The 22,284-nt window shown below is 71.6% G+C and carries 28 protein-coding genes and 1 pseudogene; 16 read left to right on the top strand and 13 right to left on the bottom strand.

The window, feature by feature from the left end; genetic code table 11:
* A partial coding sequence (locus CCN39_RS19190; RefSeq protein WP_244210865.1) for a glycoside hydrolase family 18 protein occupies positions 1-939 on the top strand: 939 nt, incomplete at its 5' end.
* Positions 936-2,285: a cellulose binding domain-containing protein gene (locus tag CCN39_RS19185; protein ID WP_086843857.1), complete on the top strand. Its 1,350-nt coding sequence runs from the start codon at positions 936-938 to the stop codon at positions 2,283-2,285. The genes CCN39_RS19190 and CCN39_RS19185, both read left to right, overlap by 4 nt.
* Before the next feature lie 60 nt (positions 2,286-2,345).
* On the opposite strand, the gene CCN39_RS19180 is transcribed toward CCN39_RS19185, so the two are convergent.
* Positions 2,346-3,647, bottom strand: a complete 1,302-nt coding sequence (locus CCN39_RS19180; RefSeq protein WP_086843855.1) for an aspartate aminotransferase family protein — start codon at positions 3,645-3,647, stop codon at positions 2,346-2,348.
* Positions 3,648-3,734: 87 nt separating this feature from the next.
* Between CCN39_RS19180 and CCN39_RS19175 the strand changes: the two genes are divergently transcribed.
* The gene (locus CCN39_RS19175) at positions 3,735-4,640 is read left to right on the top strand and encodes a LysR family transcriptional regulator (RefSeq protein WP_086843863.1); all 906 of its coding nucleotides are present in this window, start codon (positions 3,735-3,737) and stop codon (positions 4,638-4,640) included.
* Here CCN39_RS19175 and CCN39_RS19170 read toward each other — a convergent pair.
* A pseudogene (locus CCN39_RS19170) lies at positions 4,618-5,086 on the bottom strand (hydrogenase maturation protease). The gene CCN39_RS19175 and the pseudogene CCN39_RS19170 overlap by 23 nt on opposite strands.
* Positions 5,087-5,160: 74 nt before the next feature.
* A complete protein-coding gene (locus CCN39_RS19165; protein ID WP_086843853.1) occupies positions 5,161-6,204 on the bottom strand; it encodes a tetratricopeptide repeat protein in 1,044 nt (347 codons plus the stop codon).
* 173 nt (positions 6,205-6,377) lie between these two features.
* Between CCN39_RS19165 and CCN39_RS19160 the strand changes: the two genes are divergently transcribed.
* From CCN39_RS19160 to CCN39_RS19150, 3 genes are all read left to right on the top strand, one after another.
* Positions 6,378-7,052, top strand: coding sequence for an HNH endonuclease family protein (locus CCN39_RS19160; protein WP_086843851.1), 675 nt, complete (start codon positions 6,378-6,380; stop codon positions 7,050-7,052).
* Positions 7,053-7,062: 10 nt separating this feature from the next.
* Positions 7,063-7,701: an alpha/beta fold hydrolase gene (locus tag CCN39_RS19155; RefSeq protein WP_086843849.1), complete on the top strand. Its 639-nt coding sequence runs from the start codon at positions 7,063-7,065 to the stop codon at positions 7,699-7,701.
* 128 nt (positions 7,702-7,829) lie between these two features.
* Positions 7,830-8,570, top strand: a complete 741-nt coding sequence (locus tag CCN39_RS19150) for a 3D domain-containing protein (protein WP_086843847.1) — start codon at positions 7,830-7,832, stop codon at positions 8,568-8,570.
* 81 nt (positions 8,571-8,651) lie between these two features.
* Here the strand turns inward: CCN39_RS19150 and CCN39_RS19145 are convergent, their stop codons facing one another.
* A complete protein-coding gene (locus tag CCN39_RS19145; protein ID WP_086843845.1) occupies positions 8,652-9,290 on the bottom strand; it encodes a nitroreductase family protein in 639 nt (212 codons plus the stop codon).
* Positions 9,291-9,308: 18 nt separating this feature from the next.
* Positions 9,309-10,286 (bottom strand): aldo/keto reductase, encoded by a 978-nt coding sequence (locus CCN39_RS19140; protein WP_086843844.1) that lies wholly within the window; start codon positions 10,284-10,286, stop codon positions 9,309-9,311.
* A gap of 42 nt (positions 10,287-10,328) precedes the next feature.
* Here CCN39_RS19140 and CCN39_RS19135 point away from each other — a divergent pair, with 42 nt between their 5' ends.
* Entirely contained in the window at positions 10,329-10,829 is a 501-nt protein-coding gene (locus CCN39_RS19135) for a MarR family winged helix-turn-helix transcriptional regulator (RefSeq protein ID WP_086843842.1), read from the top strand.
* On the opposite strand, the gene CCN39_RS19130 is transcribed toward CCN39_RS19135, so the two are convergent.
* The 3 genes from CCN39_RS19130 to CCN39_RS19120 form a co-directional block, all read right to left on the bottom strand.
* The gene (locus CCN39_RS19130) at positions 10,830-11,249 is read right to left on the bottom strand and encodes an ATP-binding protein (protein WP_086843840.1); all 420 of its coding nucleotides are present in this window, start codon (positions 11,247-11,249) and stop codon (positions 10,830-10,832) included.
* A 62-nt stretch (positions 11,250-11,311) separates the two neighbouring features.
* Positions 11,312-12,091 carry a SigB/SigF/SigG family RNA polymerase sigma factor gene (locus tag CCN39_RS19125; protein ID WP_086843837.1) on the bottom strand — a complete coding sequence of 260 codons (780 nt, stop codon included), beginning with the start codon at positions 12,089-12,091 and terminating at the stop codon, positions 11,312-11,314.
* Positions 12,088-12,504, bottom strand: coding sequence for an ATP-binding protein (locus CCN39_RS19120; RefSeq protein WP_013222240.1), 417 nt, complete (start codon positions 12,502-12,504; stop codon positions 12,088-12,090). Before CCN39_RS19120 ends, CCN39_RS19125 begins: the two co-directional genes overlap by 4 nt.
* A 163-nt stretch (positions 12,505-12,667) precedes the next feature.
* On the opposite strand from CCN39_RS19120, the gene CCN39_RS19115 reads away from it, so the two are divergent.
* The 3 genes from CCN39_RS19115 to CCN39_RS19105 all read left to right on the top strand — a co-directional run bounded on the left by CCN39_RS19115 (position 12,668) and on the right by CCN39_RS19105 (position 14,394).
* Entirely contained in the window at positions 12,668-12,976 is a 309-nt protein-coding gene (locus CCN39_RS19115) for a WhiB family transcriptional regulator (RefSeq protein WP_013222241.1), read from the top strand.
* A gap of 217 nt (positions 12,977-13,193) precedes the next feature.
* A complete protein-coding gene (locus CCN39_RS19110; protein ID WP_003078104.1) occupies positions 13,194-13,547 on the top strand; it encodes an STAS domain-containing protein in 354 nt (117 codons plus the stop codon).
* 58 nt (positions 13,548-13,605) lie between these two features.
* Positions 13,606-14,394, top strand: coding sequence for a metal-dependent hydrolase (locus tag CCN39_RS19105; RefSeq protein ID WP_086843836.1), 789 nt, complete (start codon positions 13,606-13,608; stop codon positions 14,392-14,394).
* Here the strand turns inward: CCN39_RS19105 and CCN39_RS19100 are convergent.
* Entirely contained in the window at positions 14,357-14,788 is a 432-nt protein-coding gene (locus tag CCN39_RS19100) for a nuclear transport factor 2 family protein (RefSeq protein WP_086843834.1), read from the bottom strand. The two genes, CCN39_RS19105 and CCN39_RS19100, sit on opposite strands and share 38 nt — an antisense overlap.
* A gap of 95 nt (positions 14,789-14,883) precedes the next feature.
* Here CCN39_RS19100 and CCN39_RS19095 point away from each other — a divergent pair, with 95 nt between their 5' ends.
* The 3 genes from CCN39_RS19095 to CCN39_RS19085 all read left to right on the top strand — a co-directional run bounded on the left by CCN39_RS19095 (position 14,884) and on the right by CCN39_RS19085 (position 16,346).
* Positions 14,884-15,429 carry a TetR/AcrR family transcriptional regulator gene (locus tag CCN39_RS19095; protein WP_086843832.1) on the top strand — a complete coding sequence of 182 codons (546 nt, stop codon included), beginning with the start codon at positions 14,884-14,886 and terminating at the stop codon, positions 15,427-15,429.
* Between the two features lie 90 nt (positions 15,430-15,519).
* On the top strand, positions 15,520-15,840 hold the full coding sequence (locus tag CCN39_RS51090; RefSeq protein WP_158104527.1) for a hypothetical protein: 321 nt from the start codon (positions 15,520-15,522) through the stop codon (positions 15,838-15,840).
* A 38-nt stretch (positions 15,841-15,878) separates the two neighbouring features.
* Positions 15,879-16,346, top strand: a complete 468-nt coding sequence (locus CCN39_RS19085) for a hypothetical protein (protein WP_244210864.1) — start codon at positions 15,879-15,881, stop codon at positions 16,344-16,346.
* Here the strand turns inward: CCN39_RS19085 and CCN39_RS19080 are convergent.
* The gene (locus CCN39_RS19080; RefSeq protein WP_086843827.1) at positions 16,343-17,980 is read right to left on the bottom strand and encodes an ABC transporter permease; all 1,638 of its coding nucleotides are present in this window, start codon (positions 17,978-17,980) and stop codon (positions 16,343-16,345) included. The two genes, CCN39_RS19085 and CCN39_RS19080, sit on opposite strands and share 4 nt — an antisense overlap.
* Positions 17,977-18,873 carry an ABC transporter ATP-binding protein gene (locus tag CCN39_RS19075; RefSeq protein WP_086843825.1) on the bottom strand — a complete coding sequence of 299 codons (897 nt, stop codon included), beginning with the start codon at positions 18,871-18,873 and terminating at the stop codon, positions 17,977-17,979. Before CCN39_RS19075 ends, CCN39_RS19080 begins: the two co-directional genes overlap by 4 nt.
* Positions 18,874-18,966: 93 nt before the next feature.
* Here CCN39_RS19075 and CCN39_RS19070 point away from each other — a divergent pair, with 93 nt between their 5' ends.
* Positions 18,967-19,455 (top strand): GbsR/MarR family transcriptional regulator, encoded by a 489-nt coding sequence (locus CCN39_RS19070; RefSeq protein ID WP_086843824.1) that lies wholly within the window; start codon positions 18,967-18,969, stop codon positions 19,453-19,455.
* On the opposite strand, the gene CCN39_RS19065 is transcribed toward CCN39_RS19070, so the two are convergent.
* The gene (locus CCN39_RS19065) at positions 19,452-20,030 is read right to left on the bottom strand and encodes an RICIN domain-containing protein (RefSeq protein ID WP_086843822.1); all 579 of its coding nucleotides are present in this window, start codon (positions 20,028-20,030) and stop codon (positions 19,452-19,454) included. The genes CCN39_RS19070 and CCN39_RS19065 overlap by 4 nt on opposite strands.
* A 112-nt stretch (positions 20,031-20,142) precedes the next feature.
* Positions 20,143-20,706: a TetR/AcrR family transcriptional regulator gene (locus CCN39_RS19060; protein ID WP_086843820.1), complete on the bottom strand. Its 564-nt coding sequence runs from the start codon at positions 20,704-20,706 to the stop codon at positions 20,143-20,145.
* A gap of 82 nt (positions 20,707-20,788) precedes the next feature.
* Here CCN39_RS19060 and CCN39_RS19055 point away from each other — a divergent pair, with 82 nt between their 5' ends.
* Positions 20,789-21,400 (top strand): NAD(P)-dependent oxidoreductase, encoded by a 612-nt coding sequence (locus CCN39_RS19055; protein WP_086843818.1) that lies wholly within the window; start codon positions 20,789-20,791, stop codon positions 21,398-21,400.
* 9 nt (positions 21,401-21,409) lie between these two features.
* A complete protein-coding gene (locus CCN39_RS19050; RefSeq protein ID WP_086843816.1) occupies positions 21,410-22,075 on the top strand; it encodes an SGNH/GDSL hydrolase family protein in 666 nt (221 codons plus the stop codon).
* Positions 22,076-22,284 lie beyond the last annotated feature (209 nt).

Below are 22,284 nucleotides of genomic sequence, written 5' to 3'. Positions count from 1 at the left end.
ACCTACGACGCCGCGGGCAGTGTCGACGGCGTCGCCGACACCTGGGACCAGCCCGTCGCCGGCAACTTCAACCAGCTGCGCAAGCTGAAGAAGCTGCACCCGGGCCTCAAGGTGATCTGGTCGTTCGGCGGCTGGACCTACTCGGGCGGCTTCGGCCAGGCTTCGCAGAACGCGGCCGCGTTCGCGCAGTCCTGCTACAACCTGCTCAAGGACCCGCGCTGGGCGGACATCTGGGACGGCATCGACATCGACTGGGAGTACCCCAACGCGTGCGGCCTCTCCTGTGACACCAGCGGTGCCGCGGCCTACAAGAACCTGATGGGCGCGCTGCGGGCGAAGTTCGGCTCGTCGTTCCTGATCACGTCGGCCATCACGGCGGACGGCAGCAGCGGCGGCAAGCTCGACGTCGCCGACTACGGCGGCGCCGCGCAGTACGTCGACTGGTACAACGTGATGACCTACGACTACTTCGGTGCCTGGGCCGCGCAGGGCCCGACGGCCCCGCACTCGCCGCTGACGAACTTCACCGGCATCCCGACGCCGGGCTTCTACTCCGACGCGGCGATCCAGAAGCTGAAGAGCAAGGGCGTCCCGTCGAGCAAGCTGTTGCTGGGCATCGGGTTCTACGGCCGCGGCTGGACCGGCGTCACGCAGAGCACGCCGGGTGGCACCGCGACCGGCCCCGCGCCGGGCACGTACGAGCAGGGCATCGAGGACTACAAGGTCCTCAAGAACACCTGCCCGTCGACCGGCACCTTCGCCGGCACCGCGTACGCCAAGTGCGGCAGCAACTGGTGGAGCTACGACACCCCGGCGACCATCGGCGGGAAGATGTCCTACGCCAAGCAGCAGGGTCTCGGCGGCGCCTTCTTCTGGGAGCTGACCGGCGACACCACGGGCGGCGAGCTCATCACCGCGATGAAGAACGGCCTGTCATGAGGCGCCGGTGGTTGCCCGCACTCGGGCTGGCGGCCGCGGCCGCCACGATCGGCGCGATGTTCGTGATCGCTCCCGCCAACGCGGCGGGCGGCGTGTCCGCGACCTTCTCGAAGGGCTCTGACTGGGGCACCGGGTACGAGGGCAAGTACACGATCGCCAACGGCTCGGGCTCGACGCTGCCCACCTGGACGGTCGAGTTCGACCTGCCGAGCGGCGCGAAGATCTCGTCGCTGTGGGACGGCAGCTACACGGCGTCCGGCCAGCACGTCACCGTCAAGAACACGTGGAACGGCAACGTCGCCAACGGCGGTAGTGCCAGCTTCGGCTTCAACGTGGCGTACTCGGGTTCGTACGTCGCGCCGTCGAACTGCAAGCTGAACGGGGGATCGTGTGCCGCCGGGGGCACACCCCCCACGACCACGACGCCTCCTACGACGACGACCCCGCCGACGACGACCACACCGCCCCCGCCGGGTGGCCGCGGCGCGCCGTACCTGTACATGGGCTGGGGCAGCCCGCCGAACCCGCAGACGGTGATGAACGCGACCGGGATCAAGTGGTTCACCATGGCGTTCATCAACGCCAGCGGTGGCTGCAACCCGGCGTGGGACAGCAGCCGTCCGCTTTCCGGCAGCGCCGACGCCACCGCGATCGCGCAGATCAAGGCGGCGGGCGGCCAGATCGTTCCGTCGTTCGGCGGCTGGAGCGGGAACAAGCTCGGCCCGAACTGCTCGACGCCGGCCGCGCTGGCCGGCGCCTACCAGCAGGTGATCAACGCGTACGGGCTGAAGGCGATCGACATCGACATCGAGAACTCCGACGAGTTCGAGAACGAGGCCGTGCAGGACCGCATCCTGAACGCGCTGAAGATCGTCAAGCAGAACAACCCGGGCATCCAGACGATCCTGACGTTCGGCACGTCGACGACCGGCCCCAACTACTACGGGAACCGGCTCATCGACCAGTCGAAGGCCCTGGGCGCCAACGTGGACGTGTTCACGATCATGCCGTTCGACTTCGGCGGCGGCGCGAACATGTACAACAGCACGGTGAGCGCGGCGAACGGCTTGCGCGACAAGCTGAAGTCGACGTTCGGGTGGTCCGACGCCACGGCGTACGCCCACCTCGGCATCTCGGGCATGAACGGCCTGTCCGACCAGCAGGAGCTGACGGACCTGTCGACCTGGACCCAGATCACCAACTGGGCCAAGTCGAACAAGATCGCCCGCCTGGCGTTCTGGTCGGTCAACCGCGACCGCGGCTGCCCCGGCGGCGGCGTCCAGTCGGCGTGCAGCGGCATCGCCCAGAACGACTGGGACTTCACGAAGGTGACAGCGGGCTTCTGACGCTGTCGTGAGTGGCCTCCTTGCCGGCTCCCCGGGCCGGCAAGGAGGCCTTCGTGGGTTTCAGAGCAGCTTCACGGCGTCGCCGATGGCCTGGTCCAGGATCGACAAGCCCAGCGCAATCTCCTCTTCGGACGCCGTCAGCGGCGGTGCGATCCGGAACACCCCGCCCATCCCCGGCAGCTGCACGATGTTCATGTGCAGCCCGAGTTCGAGGCACCGCTGCGTGACCAGCGCGCCCAGCTCGTCCGAACTCCGCTTGGTTTCCCGGTCCACCACCAGCTCCACCCCGGCCAGCAGGCCACGGCCCCGGATGTCGCCGACCACCTCGTGGCCGGCGGCGAGCTCCTCCAGGCCGCGGCGCAGCACCGCGCCCAGCGAACGGGCCCGCTCGTCGAGGCGGTCGCGGGTCAGCACGTCCAGCACCGTGTTGCCGACCGCGGCCGGCAGCGGGTCCGACACGTGCGTCGTGAAGAACAGGAACCCCCGGTCGTACGCCTCCTGCTCGATGGCGGCGCTGGTCAGCACCGCGGCCAGCGGCAGTCCGGCGCCGAGCGTCTTCGACAGCGTCAGGATGTCGGGGACGACGCCGTCGCGCTCGAACGCGTACCAGTTTCCCGTGCGGCACAAGCCCGTCTGGGCCTCGTCGAGGATCAGCAGCATCCCGCGTTCGCGGCACTTCCCGGCCAGCGCGGCGAAGTAACCCGGCGGCGGCTCGATGATGCCGCCGGAACTGAGGATCGGCTCGACCAGGCACGCGGCCAAGCTGCCGACCGACTGCGCGTCGATCATCTCGAACCCGAAGTCCAGCTGACGACGCCAATCGAGCGCACCGGAGGCGTCGGTGAAGTCCGGGCGGTACGTGTTGGGCGCCGGGATGGCGAAGTTGCCGGGCGCGGCCGGGCCGTAGCCCTTGCGGCCGGCGCTGTACGTCGCGCTCGCCGCGGCCTGCGTCATGCCGTGCCAGGACCGGGCGAACGAGACGATCTCGTGCTTGCCCGTGACCAGCTTGGCCATCCGGACGGCGGCTTCGTTCGACTCGGCGCCGGTGGTCAGCAGCAACGCCTTCTCCAGCGGGGCCGGCAGCGTCTCGGCCAGCCGCCGGGCGAGGTCGACGACCGGGCGGCTCAGCATGCCGCTGAACAGGTGGTCGAGCTTGCCGACCTGCCGCTGGACGGTCTCGACGATCTCCGGGTGCGCGTGCCCGAGGATCGCGCTCATCTGGCCGGAGGTGAAGTCGAGGATCCGGCGGCCGTCCTCGGTGACGAGGAAACTGCCCTCGGCGTGGTCGATGATCTCGCGGGTGAAGGCGCCGCCGTAACGCACGAGGTGCCGGTCGACGTCACCCCAGAAGGTGTCAGCCATGGCACGACGGTAAGTCCGCGGCGAGCGACACGTCCATCTCACAATTCCGGCTTCCTTGTTCGGTTTTGCCGAACAACAATGGACGGCATGCTGAACCCGTGGCGCCTGCGGCTGCTGAGCCGGCTCGACACCCTGGGCACGGTCCGCGCGGTGGCGCAGGACGCCAACCTGAGCGCGTCGAGCGTGTCGCAGCAGCTGGCCGTGCTCGAGGCGGAAACCGGCACCCAGCTGCTGGAACGCACCGGCCGCCGGGTCCGGCTGACCCCGGCGGGCCTGATGCTGGCCCGCCGGGCCCGCGTGCTCCTCGACCACATGGACACGGTCGAGGCCGAGCTGCGCAGCCTCGGCGACGAACCGGCCGGCCTGGTCCGGCTCGGCGCGTTCCAGAGCGCGATCCACACCCTGGCCGTCCCGGCGGTGACCCGGCTGGCCCACCCGGACCTCGAGGTCCAGCTCCTGGAGCTGGAGCCGCACGAGAGCATCCCGGCCCTGCGCGGCGGCGACGCCGACGTCATCATCACCACGACGGACTTCGTCGAGCTCCCGCTCGGCCCGGACCTCGACATCGTCCCGCTGGCAACGGACCCGATCGTCCTGGTGACGCCCCCGGACGCCCCCCGCGGCCCGGCGGTCCTGTCGGCTTACGCGGACGCGCCGTGGGCGCTGGACATGCCGCAGTCGTACATGGCGAACCTGACGCTGCGCCTGTGCCGCGAGTCGGGCTTCGAGCCGCGGGTGGTGTGCCGCTTCAGCAACTACTTGATGACGCTGCAGCACGTCGAGGCGGGTTTGTCGATCGCGCTGCTACCAGGGCTGGCGGTGGACCGTCGGTATCGCGTGGCGACCAGGGAGCTGGCAACCCCGGTAACCCGCACGATCGCGGCGGTGGTCCGCAGAGGCACCCCGTTGCGCGCGGGGGTGAACGTCGTCCTCGAAGCCCTGCGGCAGCTGCCGGACCTGGAGGAGCGGGTCAGACTTCGGTCTTCTCCTTGACCGGCAGAGCCGGGCTCGCGCCCCAGGCCAGTTCGGTGACCACCCGTACCGCGGCCGGAACCGCCGTCCGGACCTCGGCCGACAGCCCGAGGCCGCCGGCTACGCATGCCGGCTCGCAGCTCAGGACCAGGACTCGGCCCGCGTCGCCGCCCAGTAGGCGGAGGAGGCGGACTACCGCGTCGCCCGGCAAATCGTGCGTGTCGGTTGCCGATGTCAGGGACAGCGTGCCCGGGGGGGCCGCCGTGGGGCGTTGCGTCCAACAGGATCGTTGTGTCGTAGCCGCCGGTCAGGTCGTACGCCAGGTGGACCGATGCGATGTCGTAGTCAGCGATCTGGACCCACGGGGGCAGGCCCGCCCGGTCCAGCTCCCTGATCACTTCGACACCGAAGCCGTCGTCGTGCAAGAAGACGTTGCCGATACTCGCGACCAGGACTCGTGGCCTCATTGCGCAACCTCCTGGGGTGCGCTCTCAGACTATGACTGTGAATTGGATCACACAATAGCTGTGCCATCCGGGGGTCAGTGCTGGTGCTCCCGCTCGTCCTGCACCGTCTCCGCCCGGGCCAGCCACAGCTCGGCTTCGTGAGCGGCGCCCCGCGCTCGCAGCATGCGCGCCAGGCTGAGCATGCCCTGGACGTCGCCGACCTCGGCGGCGCGGCGGAACCACAGCTCGGCCGCCGCCAGGTCGTCGCGGTGCTCGGCGAGGTGGCCGAGGTTGGTGAGCGCCGGGATGCTGCCGTGCTCGGCGGCCTTGCGGTACCAGGCCGCCGCTTCCCCTTCGTCGCCGCGGTTGCGGGCCAGGACGCCGAGGTTGGTCATCGCCGCCGGGTCGCCGTGCTCGGCCGCCTCCAGGTACCAGTTCTCCGCCTCTTCGACGTCGCCGCGGCGGTGCAGCAGCAGGCCGAGACGGGTGATCGCCTCGAGGTGACCGCCTTTCGCGCCCTGGCGGTACCACGACTCGGCGTCGCCCGGCCGACCCATCCGCTCGGCCTGCCTGCCGAGCTGGCAGGTGGCCGCGAGGTCGCCGGCCTGCACGGCGGAGCGCCACCAGCGGCCCGCCTCGGCGGCCTGGCCGCGGTCGCGCAGCACGGTGCCCAGGTCGATCATCGCGCCGGTGAAGCCCGCCTCGGCGGCCTGGCGCAGCCACGGCTCGGCCTCTTCGCCGTTCCCGTCTTCCCGCAGCAGCCGCCCCAGCGCCGCCATCGAGGTCAGGTCGCCGGTGCGGGCCGCCTCGCCGTACCAGTGCCGGGCGTCTTCGCGCTTGCCGCGCCGCTCGTAGGACTTGGCCAGGTGCTGCATCCCGTGCGGCTCGCCGGCCAGCGCCGCCTCGTGGTACCAGCGCTCGGCCTCCTCCCGCGCGCCGCGTTCGGCGAGGAGGTGGGCCAGCGCCGTCATCGAGACGCGGTCGCCGCCCATCGCGGCCTTGCGGTACCACGACTCGGCCTCGGCCAGCTCTCCGCGCTCGCGCATCGCCAGGCCCATCCGGGCCATGGCGACGACGTTGCCGCCCTCGGCGGCTTTGCGCTGGAAGAACTCGTCGAACTTCTTGAGCCGGCCGGGCATCGGCTGCTCCCTCCGGATGGGTCCTGCTCCGGTAGTCGCAGTTGGTCGGCCGCGTGTGACAGTCGTGGGTGTCCGACGTCACATTCGCGCCAGGTCGTCGTGTCGGCGCGGTTGTCCCGCACCGGCAGAGGTGACACTACGCCGCGCGACGGCGCAGGTGAGAGGAGAAAATCGTGGCGGCCCGAGGCTTTCGGCTGAGCGTGACGCAGCGAACCCTGCTGGTAATCGCGGTCTTGGCCGTCGCGCTCTTCGGGTACTGGGCGACGAGAGGCGCGGGCGCGGCCCCGCCGACGACGTCGGGTGCGCCGGTGCCGGTCAGCGCGGCCGACGCGCAGAAGCAGCTCGGCGAGCTGGCCATCGCCGCGCGGACGTCCATGGACGGCTATTCGCGCGAGAAGTTCCCGCACTGGGACAGCCAGGGGTCCGGCTGCGACACCCGCGAAGTCGTGCTCAAGCGCGACGGCAAGGACGTCAAGACCGACAAGGACTGCAAGCCGACGTCCGGCACCTGGACCAGCGTCTACGACGACGAGACCTGGACCAAGGCCACCGACCTCGACATCGACCACATGGTCCCGCTCGGGCAGGCGTGGGCGAGCGGCGCGAAGTCGTGGACGACCGAGAAGCGCGAGCAGTTCGCCAACGACCTGACCCGGCCGCAGCTGTTCGCCGTCACCGACAACGTCAACCAGCAGAAGAGCGACAAGGCGCCCGACCAGTGGAAGCCCCCGCTGGTGGCGTTCTGGTGCACCTACGCGACCGACTGGATCGTCGTGAAGCACTACTACGGGCTGACCGTCACGCAGGCCGAGAAAACCGCCTTGACCGACATGCTGCGCCGCTGCTGAGCTGGCCCGCGTGACGACTTTCGCGCTGATCCACGGAGGCGGCGGCAGCGGCTGGGACTTCCACCTGCTCGTCCCGGAGCTCGCGGCTCGCGGGCACGACGCGGTCGCCCCCGACCTGCCGATCACCGACTCCGCGGCCGGGCTGGCGGAGTTCACCGAGACGGTGCTGGCCGCGCTGGGCGACCGCACGGACGTCGCCGTCGTCGGCCATTCGTACGGCGGGTTCACCGCGCCGCTCGTCGCGGCGAAGGTCCGGGCGCGGCTGCTGGTGTACCTGGCCGGGATGGTCCCGGCGCCGGGGGAGCAGCCGGGGCAGTGGTGGGGCAACACCGGCTTCGAGGCCCCGAAGGGCCTGACCGAGACCGAGCAGTTCTTCAACGGCGTCCCGGCGGCGCTCGCCGAGGCGTGCCAGGCGCACGGGCGCGAGCAGGTCAGCAAGGAGTGGGACGAGCCGTGGCCGCTGCCGGCCCACCCGGACGTCCCGACCAAGGTGCTCCTCGCCCGCGACGACCGGTTCTTCGTCCCCGACTTCCAGCGGCGGGTGGCGCGCGAGCGGCTCGGCATCGAGCCGGACGAGCTCGACGGCCCGCACTGCGTGCCGCTCAGCCACCCGGGCGCACTGGCCGACCGCCTGGTGAGTTACCTCTGACTGGGCCGATCGGCGCTTAAAGGTCTAGACCTATTGACTGTGTGGTCCAGGCCACTTACGGTCTTGACCAGCGGTGAACCCGCTTGCGTCACCTCCACCCGGTCCCCACCCACGGAGGTTTCCCCGTCATGCGTCTCGCGCACGTCCTCGCGCTGGCGGCCCTCGCCGGCAGCCTCCTCGTCGCCCCCGCCGCCGAGGCCGCGACTCTCCCCGCCTGCCAGCACTTCTACACCGGCCCGATCCCCGACCGCCCGGTCACCGGCGGGCACGGCCCCGGCACGCTCGTCGGCGCGGTGGACGTCGGCCACCGCCTGCCCGCGCCCGGCTCGGTCAGCGGCGGACTGGGCAGCGACGGCAAGGTCACCTTCACGTTCGCCCGGGTCGCCGGCGCGAAGGCCTACCGGGCCTTCCGCAACGGTCAGGCCCTGCAGTGGATCAGCGACTGGGGCCAGCCGACGCTGACGGTCACCGACGCGAGCCCCTGCCAGAACGCGAACTACCAGCTCTACGCGATGACGGCGGAGGACAACTCCCCTGGCTCGCTCGGCCAGATCTCGACCGCCTACCGACTCGACGGCGCGAACCGGCTCGCCACCTACCGGATCCCCGCGGGCACCACGCTGAACTACCGCGTCACGGCGTACAACGACGTCGCCCAGACCGCCCTCGGCTACCAGGCCGGGCCGGGCTTCTGCGCCGTCGACGCCCGGCTCGTCCCGTGGGGCACTCGGTTCTCCGTGCCCGGCTACGGCGAGTGCTACGCGGCGGACATCGGCAGCTGGATCTCCGGCGACATCGTCGACGTCTGGCTGCCCGGGTCCCAGGCCGACGCCTGGGGCATCCAACGCCTGACCCTGACCGTGCGGTAGACCACCCGGCCGCCGAAAGGCCGTGACGGCCTCCTTGCCGACGTCCCCCATCTGCCCCGGCAAGGAGGCTTTCACGGGTGGTCACCAGCGGTCGAGATGCAGGACCTCCTCGAGGGGCTGCCGCGCGGCCGGCTTGAACGTGTCGCCCGTGTAGAACGCCGTCGGGATCAACGCGGCCTGGTGCACGTTCTTCGGAAGCTCCAGCACCTCCGCCGCCTCCTGCTCGTACTTCAGGTGCAGCGTCGTCCACGCCGTGCCCAGCGTCACCGAGCGGGCCGCCAGCATGTAGCTCCACACCGCGGGCAGCAGCGACGCCCACAGCCCCGCCTGGTTGCCGGCCGGCAGTTCCGAGGACGGCGTTTCCAGGCAGGGGACGACCAGCACCGGGACGTCACCCATCCGGTCGGCCAGGTAGGCGACGCTGTCCCCGACCCGCTGCTGGACCTGGGCCCGGGCCGGGTCGTCCGCGAACAGCTTGCCCGCGGCGTTCGGCGACTCGAGGTACTCGTGGCACGCCCGGCGGTAGATCTCGCCGAGCGCGGCGCGCCGGCCGGCATCGGTGACGACCAGCCACTGCCACCGCTGGGTGTTCGAACCGCTCGGCGCCTGGAGCGCGACCTGAACGCAGTGCTTGACCAGGTCGAGTGGCACCGGGCGCTCGAAGTCGAGGCGCTTGCGGACGGTCCTGGTCGTGGTCAGGAGCTCTTCGGGCGTCATCATCGGCCCATCATGCCGGGCTCACCAGCGATCGTGCACCAGCGGCCGGATGAGCTCGTCGTAGGTTTCGCGGACGCCCGCCAGCGCCTCCGGGGACAACGGCGGAAGCGAAGCCGCCGCCGTGTTCGCCGAAGCCTGCTCGGCGTTCCGCGCGCCCGGGATGACCGTGCTGACACCCGGCTGGTCGATGATCCAGCGCAGCGCGAACTGCGCGAGCGTCCGGCCGGACGGCACGAGCCCGCGCAGCCGCTCGACGGCTTCCAGCCCGACCTCGTAGGGCACGCCCGAGAACGTCTCGCCGACGTCGAACGCGTCGCCGTGGCGGTTGTAGTTGCGGTGGTCGTTCTCGGCGAACGTCGTCTGCGCGGTGTAGCGCCCGGACAGCAGGCCGGACGCCAGCGGCACCCGCGCGATGATCCCGGCGCCCGCCTCCGCCGCCGCGGGCAGCACGCGCTCCAGGGGCTTGAGCCGGAGGCAGTTCAGGATGATCTGAACCGAAGCCACGTGAGGCCGCGCCAGCGCGGTCAGCGCCTCTTCGCAGGTTTCGACGCTGACGCCGTACGCCTTGATGCGGCCCTCGTCGACCATCGCGTCGAGGGCGTCGTACACCGCGTCGGAGGAGTACACCGGCGTCGGCGGGCAGTGCAGCTGGACCAGGTCGAGCGTGTCGACGCCGAGGTTGCGGCGCGACCGGTCGTTCCACTCGCGGAAGTTCGCGGCGACGTAGTTCTCCGGTACCTGCTCGACCCGGCGGCCCATCTTGGTCGCCACGAAGACGTCCCCGCGCTCGGCGAGGAACCGGCCGACCAGCCGCTCGCTGCGGCCGTCGCCGTAGACGTCGGCGGTGTCGAAGAAGGTGACACCGTTGTCGGCGGCCGCGTGCAGCACGGCCAGCGCGTCGTTCTCGTCGACCTCGCCCCAGTCCGCCCCGAGCTGCCAGCAGCCCAGCCCGACAACGGACACCTCGCGGCCCAGACGGGCGATCTTCCGGTTCTCCATGGCGCGATCCAAGCACACGACCGGCGCCTATGATCGGCCGTCATGGCCATGACGGGTGATCCGGAGCGGCGGGGTCCGGAGGGGCTCGGCACCCGGATGCGGCACGTCCTCGAAATCCTCGACGGCGACGTCGCGCGCTTCCTCGCCGACATCGGCCTCGACGGCTACCGGCCGCGGTACTCGCCGGTGGTGCGGGCGCTGCTCGCGCGCGGCCCGCTGGCCATCCGCGACCTCGCCGGAGAGATGCGCGTGACGCACTCGGCGGCCAGCCAGACCGTCGCGCAGATGCACCGGGCCGGGTTCGTCAGCCTGGAGCCGGGCGCCGACGCCCGGCAGCGGATCGTGTCGCTCACCGCCCGCACGCGCGAGCTGCTGCCGCTGATCGAGGCGGAGTGGACGGCGACGACCGAAGCGACGGAGGCCCTCGAAGCCGAGCTGCCGTATTCGCTGCGCGCCCTGCTGGACGCGATCGTGGAAGCCCTGGAGCGCAAGCCGTTCCGGGACCGGATCGGGGAGACCGACGCCGCTCGAAAGCTCGGGTGATCAGGCGTCCGGCAGCGGGAAGGCCGCCCAGACGTACTTGCCGCCGGGGCAGCGTTCGAAGCCCCAGTCCAGGGCCAGCGCCTGCACCAGGACGAGCCCGCGGCTGCGCGCCTCGGCCGGGGAGGGCGCCCGCAGCTCGGGCAGCATCCGGCCGGTGTCGTGCACCCGCAGGATCAGCCGGCCGGCGGCGTGGTCCAGCTCGAGCCGCTGGGGTCGTTCACCGTGCTCGAAGGCGTTGGTGACCAGCTCCGACGTCGCCAGCAGGACGTCCTCGATCTGCCGCTCCCGCATGCCGAGGCGCAGCAGCGCCGCCCGGACTTCGTGCCGGGCCAGCGCCGGGGCGGTGACGTCGGCCGGGAGGAGCACCCTGAGCGGGGCGGCCGTGGCAGCTGAGCGCTGCGGCGTCTTCGACGTCGTCATCCGGTCCCCCTCCCAGTGAGTTCGGTACCGCCCGCCAAGTACCCAAGCGGCCGAGCGGCTAATCAGGTGCCGTCGGCCAGCTCGGATTCGTCCAGGCCGGACCGCAGTTTCTTCAGCGTCGCGGCCAGCAGCCGCGACACCTGCATCTGGGAAACGCCGACGCGGCGGGCGATGTCCGACTGGCTCATCCCCGAGCCGAACCGCAGCGCGACGATCTTGCGCTCCCGTTCCGGCAGGCTCTCCAGCATCGGGCGCAACGCCTCCCGCAGTTCGGCCTGGCCGAGCTCGGCGTCCGGTGCCCCGAAGCGCGTGTGCGCGGCGTTCTCCAGCAGGTGGTCCAGCGACGCGCCGTAGCGGCCCTGACCGGCGCGGAGTCCTTCGTAGACGTCCTCGATGGGCACTCCGAGCCGGGCGGCGATCTCACTCGGCTTCGGTGCGCGCGAGAGCTGCACGGTGAGCTCCTCGCGGGCGGCGGAGATGTTCGCGTTCAGCTCCTTGAGCCGCCGCGGCACCCGCACCGACCAGCTGTTGTCCCGGAAGTGGTGCCGCAGCTCCCCGGAGATCGTGGGGACGGCGAACGCGAGGAAGTCCGTCCCCTGTTCGGGGTCGAACCGGTCGACGGCGTGGATGAGCCCGACCGTGGCGATCTGGACCAGGTCCTCCATCGCCTCGTCGCGGTTGCGGAACTTCCGGGCCAGGTTCCGCGCCAGCTCCAGGTGCGCGCGCACGAGGGTGTCGCGGATGCGTTCGCGTTCCGGCGAGTTCGCCGGCGCGGCGGCGAGTTGTCGGAACAGCGCGCCGACGTCGAGATCGCCGTCGCTGTTCCCGGCGGGATCGCTCACGAGTCCGCCGCCTGGCTCTCCCGGACGAGGTCCACGCGGGACAGGTAGCGGCCGTTCTCCGGCGTGATCGTGCGCTCGGCCGTCGTCGCGAGGGCGGTCAGCAGCTGCCACGACAGGCCGGCGTCGTCCTCGTGGTCGGCGCTGTCGGCCAGCACCGACACGGAGACCTCGATGCGCGGCCCGTTCCAGGAGAAGACACAGGTCAGCCTGCCGTCCGAACTGGCGGGGAGCAGCAGCGAGCAGGCTTCGTCCACCGCCATCCGGAGGTCCTCGACGGCGTCGAGGTCGAAGTCCTGGCGCATCGCGATGTCGGCCACGATGGTCCGCAGTGTGGGCACGACGTGCGGGATCGCGGCTGTCCGCACCTCGATGACCTGCGCGCCTTCCGGGACGAGCGGGGCGTTGTCCTCCACGTTTGTTCCTTTCTCCGCACTCGCGCTGCCGGGGATCGGCGGTCTCTGCCACGCCCGGTCAGCGAGATGCCCGTGGTGTGAGCAAACCAAACCCGGGTTTGATCCGCTCCACCGGCGGGCATGTAGCCGTCGACATGCTGATCCTGGGAAAGGCGGGGACGACATGGCTGACGTGAGCCGGCTGCCCAACGTGGTTGCTGAAGAGTGGGAATGGCAGCTGCGCGGCTCGTGCCGGGGTGCGGACAGCAGCCTGTTCTTCCACACGGACAACGAGCGGGGTTCGGCGCGGGAGCGGCGGGAAGCGCGGGCGAAGGCCATCTGCCAGGCCTGCCCGGTGCTGGCCCAGTGCCGCAAGCACGCGATGACCGTACAGGAGCCGTACGGCATCTGGGGCGGTCTCGGGGAGATCGAGCGGCGGCAGCTCTTCCTGCGCCAGCGCAGGGCGGCGCGGAAGACGATGAGTGCGCACTGAGCAGAGCGCTGAGCAGGCAGGATTTGATCGCCGGTGAGCAGTACACGCGAAAGGGCGGCGGCCGTGGCGGGCGTGGTCGCTTCCTGGGTTAGGGTTGGCCCCGGAGTTGCCTTGACCGTGCCCGGCGCGAGCTTGGGAAGGCACGGTGACACGGTTGCCGCTTGAGACAACAGGCGCGTACCCGGCGCAGGAGCAGCGCCTGACGAGGAGAAACTGCATGCCCGCAGCCGACCAGAACGCCACCCCGCCCGGGTTCGGCATCACGCTGGACACCGACGCGACGGAACCCCGGGTGGTGGTCACCGGCGAGCTCGACCTGCTGACCAGCCCGCAGCTGCAAGAGGCCCTGGCGGGGCTGATCGCGGACAAGCGAGCGCAGCGGGTCGTGGCCGATCTGACCGGGGTGACCTTCTTCGATTCCTCCGCGCTGAACGTGGTGCTCCGCGCACAACGCCAGGCCGGCGAGCAGGACGTCGAACTCGCGGTCGTCCCGAGCCCCGCGGTGAGCCGCGTGATCGAGCTCACCGGCGTGGCCGAACACCTGAGCGTGTCGGAGGACCCCCAAGCCTGACCGCCCGCTACGGTTCCGCGGACTGATTTTCGTTCGCGGACCTGGGGGCGGCACGATGATGGGGCGGACGCATGCCCTGACCGGCTGGTGCGCGGGCCTCGCCCTGGCGCCCGCGGTGGGGGCCGGTTCGGTGCACCAGGCGGTCGTCTTCGCGGCGACCACGGCGGGTTTCGCCCTGCTGCCCGACCTCGACCACCCCGGAGCGAGCGCGTCCCGCCTGCTCGGCTGGCTGACGGGTGCGTTGTCGTGGCTGCTGCGCCGTGTCTCGGCGGGGTTCTACGCGCTGACGAAGGGCCCGCGGGACGAGAAGGTCTCCGGCAAGCACCGCCACCTGTCCCACACGGTCCTGTTCGCGGCCGGACTGGGCCTGCTGACGTCGTGGGGCACCACCGAAGGCGGCCCGTGGGCCGTGGTGGGCGTGGTCGTCTTCGGCCTGATGCTGGCCGAAGGCGCACTGGGCGACTGGCTGCTCCCGGTGAGCGGAGCCGCGGTGGCGTGGTGGTTCTTCACGGCTCCCCCCGATCGGGCGGGTGAACTGGCGGCTATTTCGGGCTGGCTCGGGATCGCCGTGGCGGCCGGGTGCCTGACGCACTGCCTGGGCGACGCGCTGACCGAGTCCGGCTGCCCGTTCCTGTTCCCGCTCCCGATCGCCGGCGAGACCTGGTACGAGATCCGGCCGCCGAAGGTGCTGCGCTTCCGGACCGGCAAGAAGGTCGAGAAGCGGTTGATCTTCCCGGTGCTCGCGCTGCTCGGGGTGCTGCTGGTGCCGGGGGTGTGGGAGCACACGGTGAGCACGTTCGAGCGGCTGTTCATCCCGCCGTCGAGCCAGCGGGCGACCACGCCTTGAGCCGTTCCGCCGCGGCGGCGGTGTCGGTGTAGTCGCGGGAGTGGGCGATCTGTCCGTTTCGGACGGTGAGGACCATGACGTACCGGGCGACGAAGGCGGTGCCGCGGACTTCCTGGTGCAGGTCGAATTCCGCGACCAGCACCGAGGGGTCGGCCGTCTCGTGGACCACGACGTTGGCGGCCTCGGTGATCCGCCGTGACCCGCCGGCGGCCCGGAAGCGGCGGCGCAGCTCTTCGCGGCCCTTCGTCACGCTGGGCATGCCCGGGAGGGTGAACGGCATCTCGAGGATGACGTCCTCGGCGTAGAGGTCGGCGAGGTCGTCCCAGCGGTTCGCCACCGAAGCGGCGAGGAAGCGGTCGAACACCGCGCGGGCGGAAGGCTGACTGAGCGGCATCGGAATTCCCCTGCCAAACTGGGCGTTGAATCGGAACGGTGGGCCCGCTTAGGACAATACGGAGTGACCGTTCCGGTTGTCAACGAGGAGACGTGATGGAGAAGATGCGCGCCGACGCCCGGCGCAACCGGGCCAAGGTGCTGGCCGCCGCCGAGGAGGCCTTCGCCCTGGACGGCCTCGCCGTGCCGCTCGACGACATCGCGCGGCTCGCCGGGGTCGGGGCCGGCACCGTCTACCGGCACTTCCCCAGCAAGGAAGCCCTGTTCCAGGCGGTCGTCCTCGAACGGATCCAGCAGTTCGCCGAGGAAGCCCGCGCGCTCGTCACCGCCGAGGACCCGGGCGAAGTCTTCGTCGACTACTTCGTCCGCGTCATCAAACAGGCGTCCCTCAACCGGGCCATCTGCGACGCCCTCGCCGAGTCCGGTGGGCACGCCTTCAAGGCCGGCGCGGGCGAGGAGTTCCGCGCCGCGCTGGCCGAGCTCCTCGCCCGCGCACAGGCCGCGGGCGCCGTCCGCCCGGACATCGACGGCGACGACCTGCGGGCGCTCATCGTCGGCTGCCTCGCCGTCGAGCGGTACGCGCCGGGAAGCGCCCACCTGGTCCGCGTGGTCGTCGACGGCCTGAAGGCGGCCAAGGCCTGAAAACTCCGAGGTGCACATCGGGTAACAGGACGTAAGATCAACGCGAGTTAGTCCTCGTACCTGCGCTGCGCGTGGCGAGGGGGTGCCCGGATGAGTGGCCGACCTACCTGGGGCTCCGCCGCGGTCACCGGGCTGGCGGGATTCGCCACCGGGCTGCTGGTGGCCGCGCTGCTGATCGCCGGGCGGAGCACGCCGCGCACCGTCGAAACCGTCACGCCGCCGACCAGGACCGTCGCGGCGGTGCCCGTCACCGTCACCACTTCCGCGCCGCCGTCCACGGTCACGTCCGTCGAGACGTCGCCGCCGACGACCACCACGAGTTTCGTCGAGGTCACCGTCCAGCCGACGACCTCGGTCACGCCCACCTCGCAGACCCCGGCGTTGCCGCTGACCTCCGTCTGGCGCGACTGACGATGCAACCCGGCGGCCGCCGGTCCCGTCTGGTCGGCATGCGTTACGCACTGGGGTTCGCGATGCTCGCCGCCGCCGTGGCCGGTTGTGCCGGGCCGGAGCTCGCCTGCACGGCGATCGGCGTCCCGATCGGCATCAGCCTGTCCATCCCGGCACCGAACGGCATCTCGAAAGCGACGCTCGAAGCCTGCTGGCGCGGCCAGTGCGTCACGCGCGAGGTCGGCCTCTACCCCGAGACGTCGGCGGGCGCGACGACCTGCACGGGCACCGGCCCGGACAGCTCGTGCGGGACGTCGATGGTCCCGACCGGCGGGCTCCACGGCTTCGCGGACATCCCGGGCCTGGCCGCCGAACCGGTGCGGGTCACCGTCCGGTTCGACGACGGGAAACCGCACACCATCGAGGTGACGCCGTCGTTCGCCGAGCCGAACGGGCCCGGCTGCGGGAAAGCCGGGCCGCAGGCGCAGCTCGTGGCCGGTCCCGGCCACGAGCTCCGGGTGCGTTAGCCGACGTCCCGGCGCCGCCAGCCGGCCAGGCCGGCGGCCAGGGCGACGACGGCGACCGCGCCGAGCCAGACGAGCGGTGTCGCGGTGAGCTCCTGGCCGGGGATCTTCGGCGGGTGCTGGAACGGCGAGACGTCCAGCACCACCTGCGGCAGGTCGACGATCGGGCCGAACAGGCTCAGCAGCAGCGCCAGTGCCCCGACGGCCCACGCCGCCGGCGAAAAGCCCGGGAGCAGCCCGAAAATCGTCACCGCCAGCGCGACCACCACCCAGGCCGCGGGCAGCTGGACCAGCATCCCGGACAGGGTGTCCGCGAGCGAGCCGCCGACGTCGCCGGTGCGCAGTCCGTTCGCCAGACCCATGAACACCCCGCCGGACAGCAGCAGCGCCGCCGTGCCGAAGAAGGCGAACACGAGGTGGCCTGCCGCCCAGCGCAGCCGGCCGACGCTGGTGGCGAGCACCGGTTCGAGCCGGATCGCGGTCTCCTCGCCGCGCATCCGCAGCACCGCCTGGACGCCGTACAGCGACGCGACCATGGCGAACATCCCGGCCATCGCGGCCAGGAAAGCCTGCGTCAGCGCGTGGCTGCCGCCCAGCCGCGCCATGATCTGCTGCGCCTGCGGGCTCGAGCCGACGAGGTCGCCGATGCCGCTGGCGATCGAGCCGAACACCGCGCCGACCACGGCCGTGCCGATCACCCAGCCGAGCAGCGGGCCCCGGTGCAGCCGCCAGGCGAGCGCGAGCGGTGACCGCAGGCTCGCCGCCGCCCGGGCCGGCCCCGGCCGCGGCGGCAGGATGCCGACGCCGACGTCGCGGCGGGGCAGCAGCCAGTACCCCGCCGCGCCCACGACCAGCGCGAACGCCAGCGGCAGCAGGAGCACCCACCAGCGTTCCCCGGCGAACGCGCGGACCTGCTGCACCCAGCCGATCGGGGACAGCCAGGACAGCCAGCGGGCGTCCACAGTGGAGTCCCCGGCGCCGCGCAGCAGGAAGGCGGCGCCGACCACGGCGGTCCCGATGCCGTTGGCCGTCCGGGAGTACTCGGCCAGCTGGACGGCGACCGCCGCGACCGCGGTGAAGACCAGCCCCGCCAGTGCTTCCGCCGCGCCGAAGGCGAGCGAACCGGCCGCGGGCAGGCCGGCGCCGATCATGGTGACCGCCTGGACCAGCCCGGTCAGCACACTCGCGCCGCCGGCCACCAGCAGCGCCGCCGTCAGCGCCGCGTACCGGCCGACCACCGCGGACGCGAGCAGCTCCGCGCGCCCGGTGTCCTCCTCGGCGCGGGTGTGCCGGGTGACCGTGAAGACGACCATCAGCCCGGTGAGCAGCGCCAGGAACCCGCACATGCGCCAGGCGATGAACCCGCCGGCCGTGGTCAGGTCGAACGGCGGGCCGTAGAGCAGCGCGTAGGAGGGGTTCGCGTTCGCGCCCGCCTGCAGGGCGAGCCGGTCGGCGACGGTCGGGTAGAACTGCGTGAACGTGTTGACCGTGCTCGCCGGGACGACGCTGAGCAGGACGATCCAGATCGGCAGGATCACGCGGTCGCGGCGCAGCGCGAGCCGGGTGAGGTGCCAGGTGCCGGCCAGTTCGTGCGCGGGCGCCACCGCGGCTTCGGCGCGGGAGAGCGTCGCGGTCATTTCGCGCTCGCTTCGGTCGTGTAGTGGCGCAGGAACAGCTCCTCCAGCGTCGGCGGCTGGCTGACCAGGCTGCGGACGCCGACCTCGGTCAGCTGCCGCAGGGCCTCGTCGAGCGAGCGCGTCTCGACGTCGAAGCGGACGCGGTTGCCCTCGACCTTGAGGTCGTGGATGTTGGCCAGCTCGGTGAGCCCGTTCGGCGGGCCGGCGAGCTCGGCGGTGATCGACGTCCGGGTCAGGTGGCGCAGCTCGGCGAGGGTGCCGGACTCGACGGTCTTGCCGTTGCGGATGATGCTGACCTTGTCGCACAGCGCCTCGACCTCGGCGAGGATGTGGCTGGAGAGCAGCACGGTCCGGCCCTGCTCGCGCTCCTCCTGGATGGCGTACTGGAACGTCGCCTCCATCAGCGGGTCGAGGCCGGACGTGGGTTCGTCGAGGATCAGCAGGTCGACGCGGGAGGCCAGCGCCGCGACGATGGCGACCTTCTGCCGGTTGCCCTTCGAGTACGTCCGCCCCTTCTTCTTCGGGTCGAGGTCGAACCGCTCGACCAGGTCGTTGCGGCGCTTCTCGTCCAGGCCGCCGCGCAGGCGGCCGAGCAGGTCGATCACCTCGCCGCCGGAGAGGTTGGGCCACAGGTTGACGTCGCCGGGCACGTAGGCCAGGCGGCGGTGCAGGCTCGCGGCGTCCTTCCAGGGGTCGCCGCCGAGCAGCCGGACGTCCCCCGAGTCCGCGTGGAGCAGGCCGAGCAGGACCCGGACGGTGGTCGACTTCCCGGCGCCGTTGGGGCCGAGGAAACCGTGCACCTCCCCAGCGGGTACCTGCAGGTCCAGGCCGTCGAGGGCCTTCGTCCGGCCGAACGACTTGTGCAGGCCGGTGACCGAAATGGCGTTTTCCATGCTTCGGAAGCTACACTCGCTTCACGAAGTTGTGAAGTTAAGAAAATGTCTAGATCGAGTGATCATGGGGGACGGGTACGGGAGGATGGGCCGATGACGACGCCTGACACGAAGCGAGATGAAGACGCCGTCCGCCGGTACGTCGAGAGCCTCGGGCTCGTGCTTTCGCAGATCGGCATGCAGCGCATGCCCGCGCGGGTGTTCGCCGCGCTGATGACCACCGACGAGGGCCGGCTGACCGCCGCCGACCTGGCCGCGCAGCTGCAGGTCAGCCCGGCCGCCGTCTCCGGCGCGGTGCGCTATCTCGAACAGATCGGCCTGGTCGCCAAGGAGCGCGAGCCCGGCGAGCGCCGCGACCACTACCGCCTCTACGACGACCTCTGGTACGCCACCTTCCTCAAGCGCGACCGCATGATCACCATGTGGCGCGACGCCGCCGAAAACGGCATCGACGCCCTCGGCGAGGACACCCCCTCGGGCAAGCGGCTCGCCGAGATGCGGGACTTCCTGTCGTTCATGCTCGAGGAGCTCAACGGCATGTACGAGCGCTGGCACCAGCTCCGCGAGGAGAAGAACGCCTAGCTCCGCCGGGCCGCCGCGACGCACCGGGTGCAGCCGGACTCCTTGAGGTGCTGGCGCCAGACCTGGTGCGGGTTCGCGCTGTCGCAGGCCTGCTGGAACAGCGCCACCCCGCTGCCGGTGCCGGTGATGCACTTCTGGCTGGTCGCGTTCCGGAACAGGACGTTGGCCGAGCCGTTCGGGTTTTCGGAGACGGTGGACACCTGCCACTCCTGGGCGAACCAGTTGGTACCCGGGGCCGGGCAGTTGGTCAGGAAGACCGCGGCGCCGTCGTTCGGTGAGCCCGAGGCGACACCGACGCACATGGTGCCGGACACCCCGGACAGGATCCACGCGGTTCCGTTGCTCTGCGGCACGAGCTGGAACACCTGGTCGGCGGCGCCGCTGCCGACCGGTGTCTTGCAGGTGGCCTCGGTGAGCGACCAGTACGCGGTGTTGGCGTGGTAGTCGGCGTCGAGGCACAGCCGGGTGCTCGTGTCGGAGTACTGCAGCCACCAGCCGTCGGCGCCGGCGGGCGTCACGGACAGGGCCACCAGGGCCAGCGTGCTGATGATCATCGCCGCGAACCGGGTGCGCATGGGTTCCGTCCATTCCGGGGGCCGGGGTGCGCCTCGCCTGCCACGCCGAGGCGTCAGGAAAAATGCTGGCAGCGCGGGCCGGTCCGCTCCAGCCACCATCCGGCGGCAGCCGCTACAACGCGGCGAGCAGGGTGCCCGCGAGCCGCTCGGCGCGGTCGGCGGGCTCGCGCTCCTCGAACGTGGCCAGGAAGGCCTGCTGGAAGCACGCGCCCAGCAGCAGGGCCGCGGCCGCTTCGACGTCGGTGTCCGGCTTGACCCGGCCCAACGCCTGTTCGGCGCGCAGGTAGTCCGCGACGCCGCCCAGCAGCACGTGCGGGCCGTGCTCGCCGAGCCGCTCGCGGTGGGAGCGCAGCAGTTCGCGCGACGAGAAGACCGACACCGCGATCGGAAACCCTTCGAGGTAGAACGCCAGGCCGAGCCGGGCGACGCGGGCCAGGTTGTCCCGCAGCGGCGCCCGGCCGGGGTCGGCGGTCAGCTCGGCCAGGGTGGCGCCCAGCGCGGGCAGTTCCTCGCCCATGACGCTGAGGAACAGGTCGGTCTTGTCGCGGAAGTGCTTGTAGAGCATCGCCTCCGAGTAACCCGCGGTCTGCGCGATGACCTTCGTCGTCGCGTGGGCGTAGCCCTGCTCGCGCATCACCTTCGCGGCCGCGGCGACGATCTCTTCGCGGCTTCCCATGGCGGCTCCCTGAGTGCGTTCTCAGCCTGGTTAGTGAACACTCACCTTACCTTGTGAGTGTTCACTAACCGAGGAGGAGACCATGAGGATCACCGTGCTGGGAGCCACCGGCGGTGTCGGCGGCGAGGTCGTCGGGCAGGCGCTGGACCGCGGCTGGCACGTCACCGCCGTCGTGCGCGACCCGGCCAAGCTGAAGCTGCCGGCCGAGGTCGTCGTCGCGGGCCTGCACGAGCAGGAGAAGCTCGCGGCCGCGATCGAAGGGCGCGACGCGGTGGTTTCCGCGCTGGGCTCGCGCGACCGCAAGCCGACGACGGTCTGCACCGACGGTGCCCGCGCGGCGCTCGCGGCCGGCGCCAAGCGCCTGCTGGTGGTCAGCGCCAGCGGGCTGGACGGCGACGGCGACGGCGTCTTCACCCGCACGCTCGTGAAACCGCTGCTCGAAGCGGTCCTCAAGCACGGTTACGCGGACATGCGCGCGATGGAGGACCTGGTGCTGGCCAGTGCCGTGGACTGGACCGTGGTCCGCCCGCCGATGCTGCTGAACGGCCCGCGCACCGGGGCCGTCAAGAGCCGGCTCGACGGCAACGTGCGCGGCAGCTACACGATCCGGCGCGCCGACGTCGCCGCGTACCTGCTCGACGCCGTGGCGGACCCCACGCTGATCAGGCGGAAGGTTTCGATCGCGCACGGCTAGCGTCGAGCCATGGTGCTCCTGGCTCAAGCTGTCTACGTCAAGCGCAAGACCCCGCGGCTCCCGGGCGCGGCGGGGCCGACGGAGGGACTCGTCCCGGGCGACGGCGAGCCCTTCCGGCTCGCCGTGCTCGGCGAATCCACAGTGGACGGCGTCGGCGCGGCGGACCACGAGGAAGCGCTGACCGGCTGCCTCGCCCGCGAGCTGGCCCGCGACGGCCGGGCGGTGCGCTGGCAGGCGGTCGGCCGGACCGGCGCCAACGCCCGGGTCGCCCGCGCCGAGCTCGTCCCGCTGCTCCGCCCGGCCGACCTGGTCGTGATCGCGCTCGGCGTCAACGACACCATCGAGCTCCGGACGGCCGCGGGCTACCGCCGCGACCTCCTGCGCCTGGTGCTCGACCTGCGCCGGCGGCTCGGCCCGGTCGACGTCCTGCTGGCCGGGGTGCCGCCGATGGCGCGCTTCCCGGCCCTGCCGCGCCCGCTGCGTGACGTCCTTGCCGCCCGCTCGACCGCTCTCGACCGCGCGGCCGCGACGCTCGGGAGGCTCCCCGGCGTCCGGCACCTCCCGATGGATCCCGCGCTGCTCGACCCGGCCGCCTTCGCGAGCGACCGGTTCCACCCGGGCCCCACCGGCTACGCCCGCTGGGCCGGGACGCTGGCACGCGCCGTGATCAGTTAGCGGCTCTGCGTCGATCTTCAAAAAAGTTTGCCGGTTCGGGTATCTGGCGGTGCCCCCACTGCGTCCTGTGGAGCAGCCAAGCACGGAGGAACACGACAGGGGGTGTCGCGTTCGCAGTGAACGCGGTGGCCGGGAGCCGAGGGGGCTTCCGGACACCGTCGGCCGGGTGCCCTTCGGGGGAGGGGACATCCGGCGGGGCCCGTTGGGGA

Origin of the sequence: Amycolatopsis kentuckyensis (assembly GCF_002155975.1) — a bacterium.
GTDB lineage: Bacteria > Actinomycetota > Actinomycetes > Mycobacteriales > Pseudonocardiaceae > Amycolatopsis > Amycolatopsis kentuckyensis.
Note: the sequence above shows the minus strand (reverse complement) of the source record. Positions and strands in the feature narration are given on the sequence as shown.

Coding starts and splice junctions, on each gene's coding strand:
- CCN39_RS19185 (WP_086843857.1), top strand. CDS start 936: ATGAGGCGCCGGTGGTTGCCCGCACTCGGGCTGGCGGCCGCGGCCGCC.
- CCN39_RS19180 (WP_086843855.1), bottom strand. CDS start 3,647: ATGGCTGACACCTTCTGGGGTGACGTCGACCGGCACCTCGTGCGTTAC.
- CCN39_RS19175 (WP_086843863.1), top strand. CDS start 3,735: ATGCTGAACCCGTGGCGCCTGCGGCTGCTGAGCCGGCTCGACACCCTG.
- CCN39_RS19165 (WP_086843853.1), bottom strand. CDS start 6,204: ATGCCCGGCCGGCTCAAGAAGTTCGACGAGTTCTTCCAGCGCAAAGCC.
- CCN39_RS19150 (WP_086843847.1), top strand. CDS start 7,830: ATGCGTCTCGCGCACGTCCTCGCGCTGGCGGCCCTCGCCGGCAGCCTC.
- CCN39_RS19145 (WP_086843845.1), bottom strand. CDS start 9,290: ATGATGACGCCCGAAGAGCTCCTGACCACGACCAGGACCGTCCGCAAG.
- CCN39_RS19140 (WP_086843844.1), bottom strand. CDS start 10,286: ATGGAGAACCGGAAGATCGCCCGTCTGGGCCGCGAGGTGTCCGTTGTC.
- CCN39_RS19135 (WP_086843842.1), top strand. CDS start 10,329: ATGGCCATGACGGGTGATCCGGAGCGGCGGGGTCCGGAGGGGCTCGGC.
- CCN39_RS19130 (WP_086843840.1), bottom strand. CDS start 11,249: ATGACGACGTCGAAGACGCCGCAGCGCTCAGCTGCCACGGCCGCCCCG.
- CCN39_RS19115 (WP_013222241.1), top strand. CDS start 12,668: ATGGCTGACGTGAGCCGGCTGCCCAACGTGGTTGCTGAAGAGTGGGAA.
- CCN39_RS19110 (WP_003078104.1), top strand. CDS start 13,194: ATGCCCGCAGCCGACCAGAACGCCACCCCGCCCGGGTTCGGCATCACG.
- CCN39_RS19105 (WP_086843836.1), top strand. CDS start 13,606: ATGGGGCGGACGCATGCCCTGACCGGCTGGTGCGCGGGCCTCGCCCTG.
- CCN39_RS19100 (WP_086843834.1), bottom strand. CDS start 14,788: ATGCCGCTCAGTCAGCCTTCCGCCCGCGCGGTGTTCGACCGCTTCCTC.
- CCN39_RS19095 (WP_086843832.1), top strand. CDS start 14,884: ATGGAGAAGATGCGCGCCGACGCCCGGCGCAACCGGGCCAAGGTGCTG.
- CCN39_RS51090 (WP_158104527.1), top strand. CDS start 15,520: ATGAGTGGCCGACCTACCTGGGGCTCCGCCGCGGTCACCGGGCTGGCG.
- CCN39_RS19085 (WP_244210864.1), top strand. CDS start 15,879: ATGCGTTACGCACTGGGGTTCGCGATGCTCGCCGCCGCCGTGGCCGGT.
- CCN39_RS19080 (WP_086843827.1), bottom strand. CDS start 17,980: ATGACCGCGACGCTCTCCCGCGCCGAAGCCGCGGTGGCGCCCGCGCAC.
- CCN39_RS19075 (WP_086843825.1), bottom strand. CDS start 18,873: ATGGAAAACGCCATTTCGGTCACCGGCCTGCACAAGTCGTTCGGCCGG.
- CCN39_RS19070 (WP_086843824.1), top strand. CDS start 18,967: ATGACGACGCCTGACACGAAGCGAGATGAAGACGCCGTCCGCCGGTAC.
- CCN39_RS19065 (WP_086843822.1), bottom strand. CDS start 20,030: ATGCGCACCCGGTTCGCGGCGATGATCATCAGCACGCTGGCCCTGGTG.
- CCN39_RS19060 (WP_086843820.1), bottom strand. CDS start 20,706: ATGGGAAGCCGCGAAGAGATCGTCGCCGCGGCCGCGAAGGTGATGCGC.
- CCN39_RS19055 (WP_086843818.1), top strand. CDS start 20,789: ATGAGGATCACCGTGCTGGGAGCCACCGGCGGTGTCGGCGGCGAGGTC.
- CCN39_RS19050 (WP_086843816.1), top strand. CDS start 21,410: ATGGTGCTCCTGGCTCAAGCTGTCTACGTCAAGCGCAAGACCCCGCGG.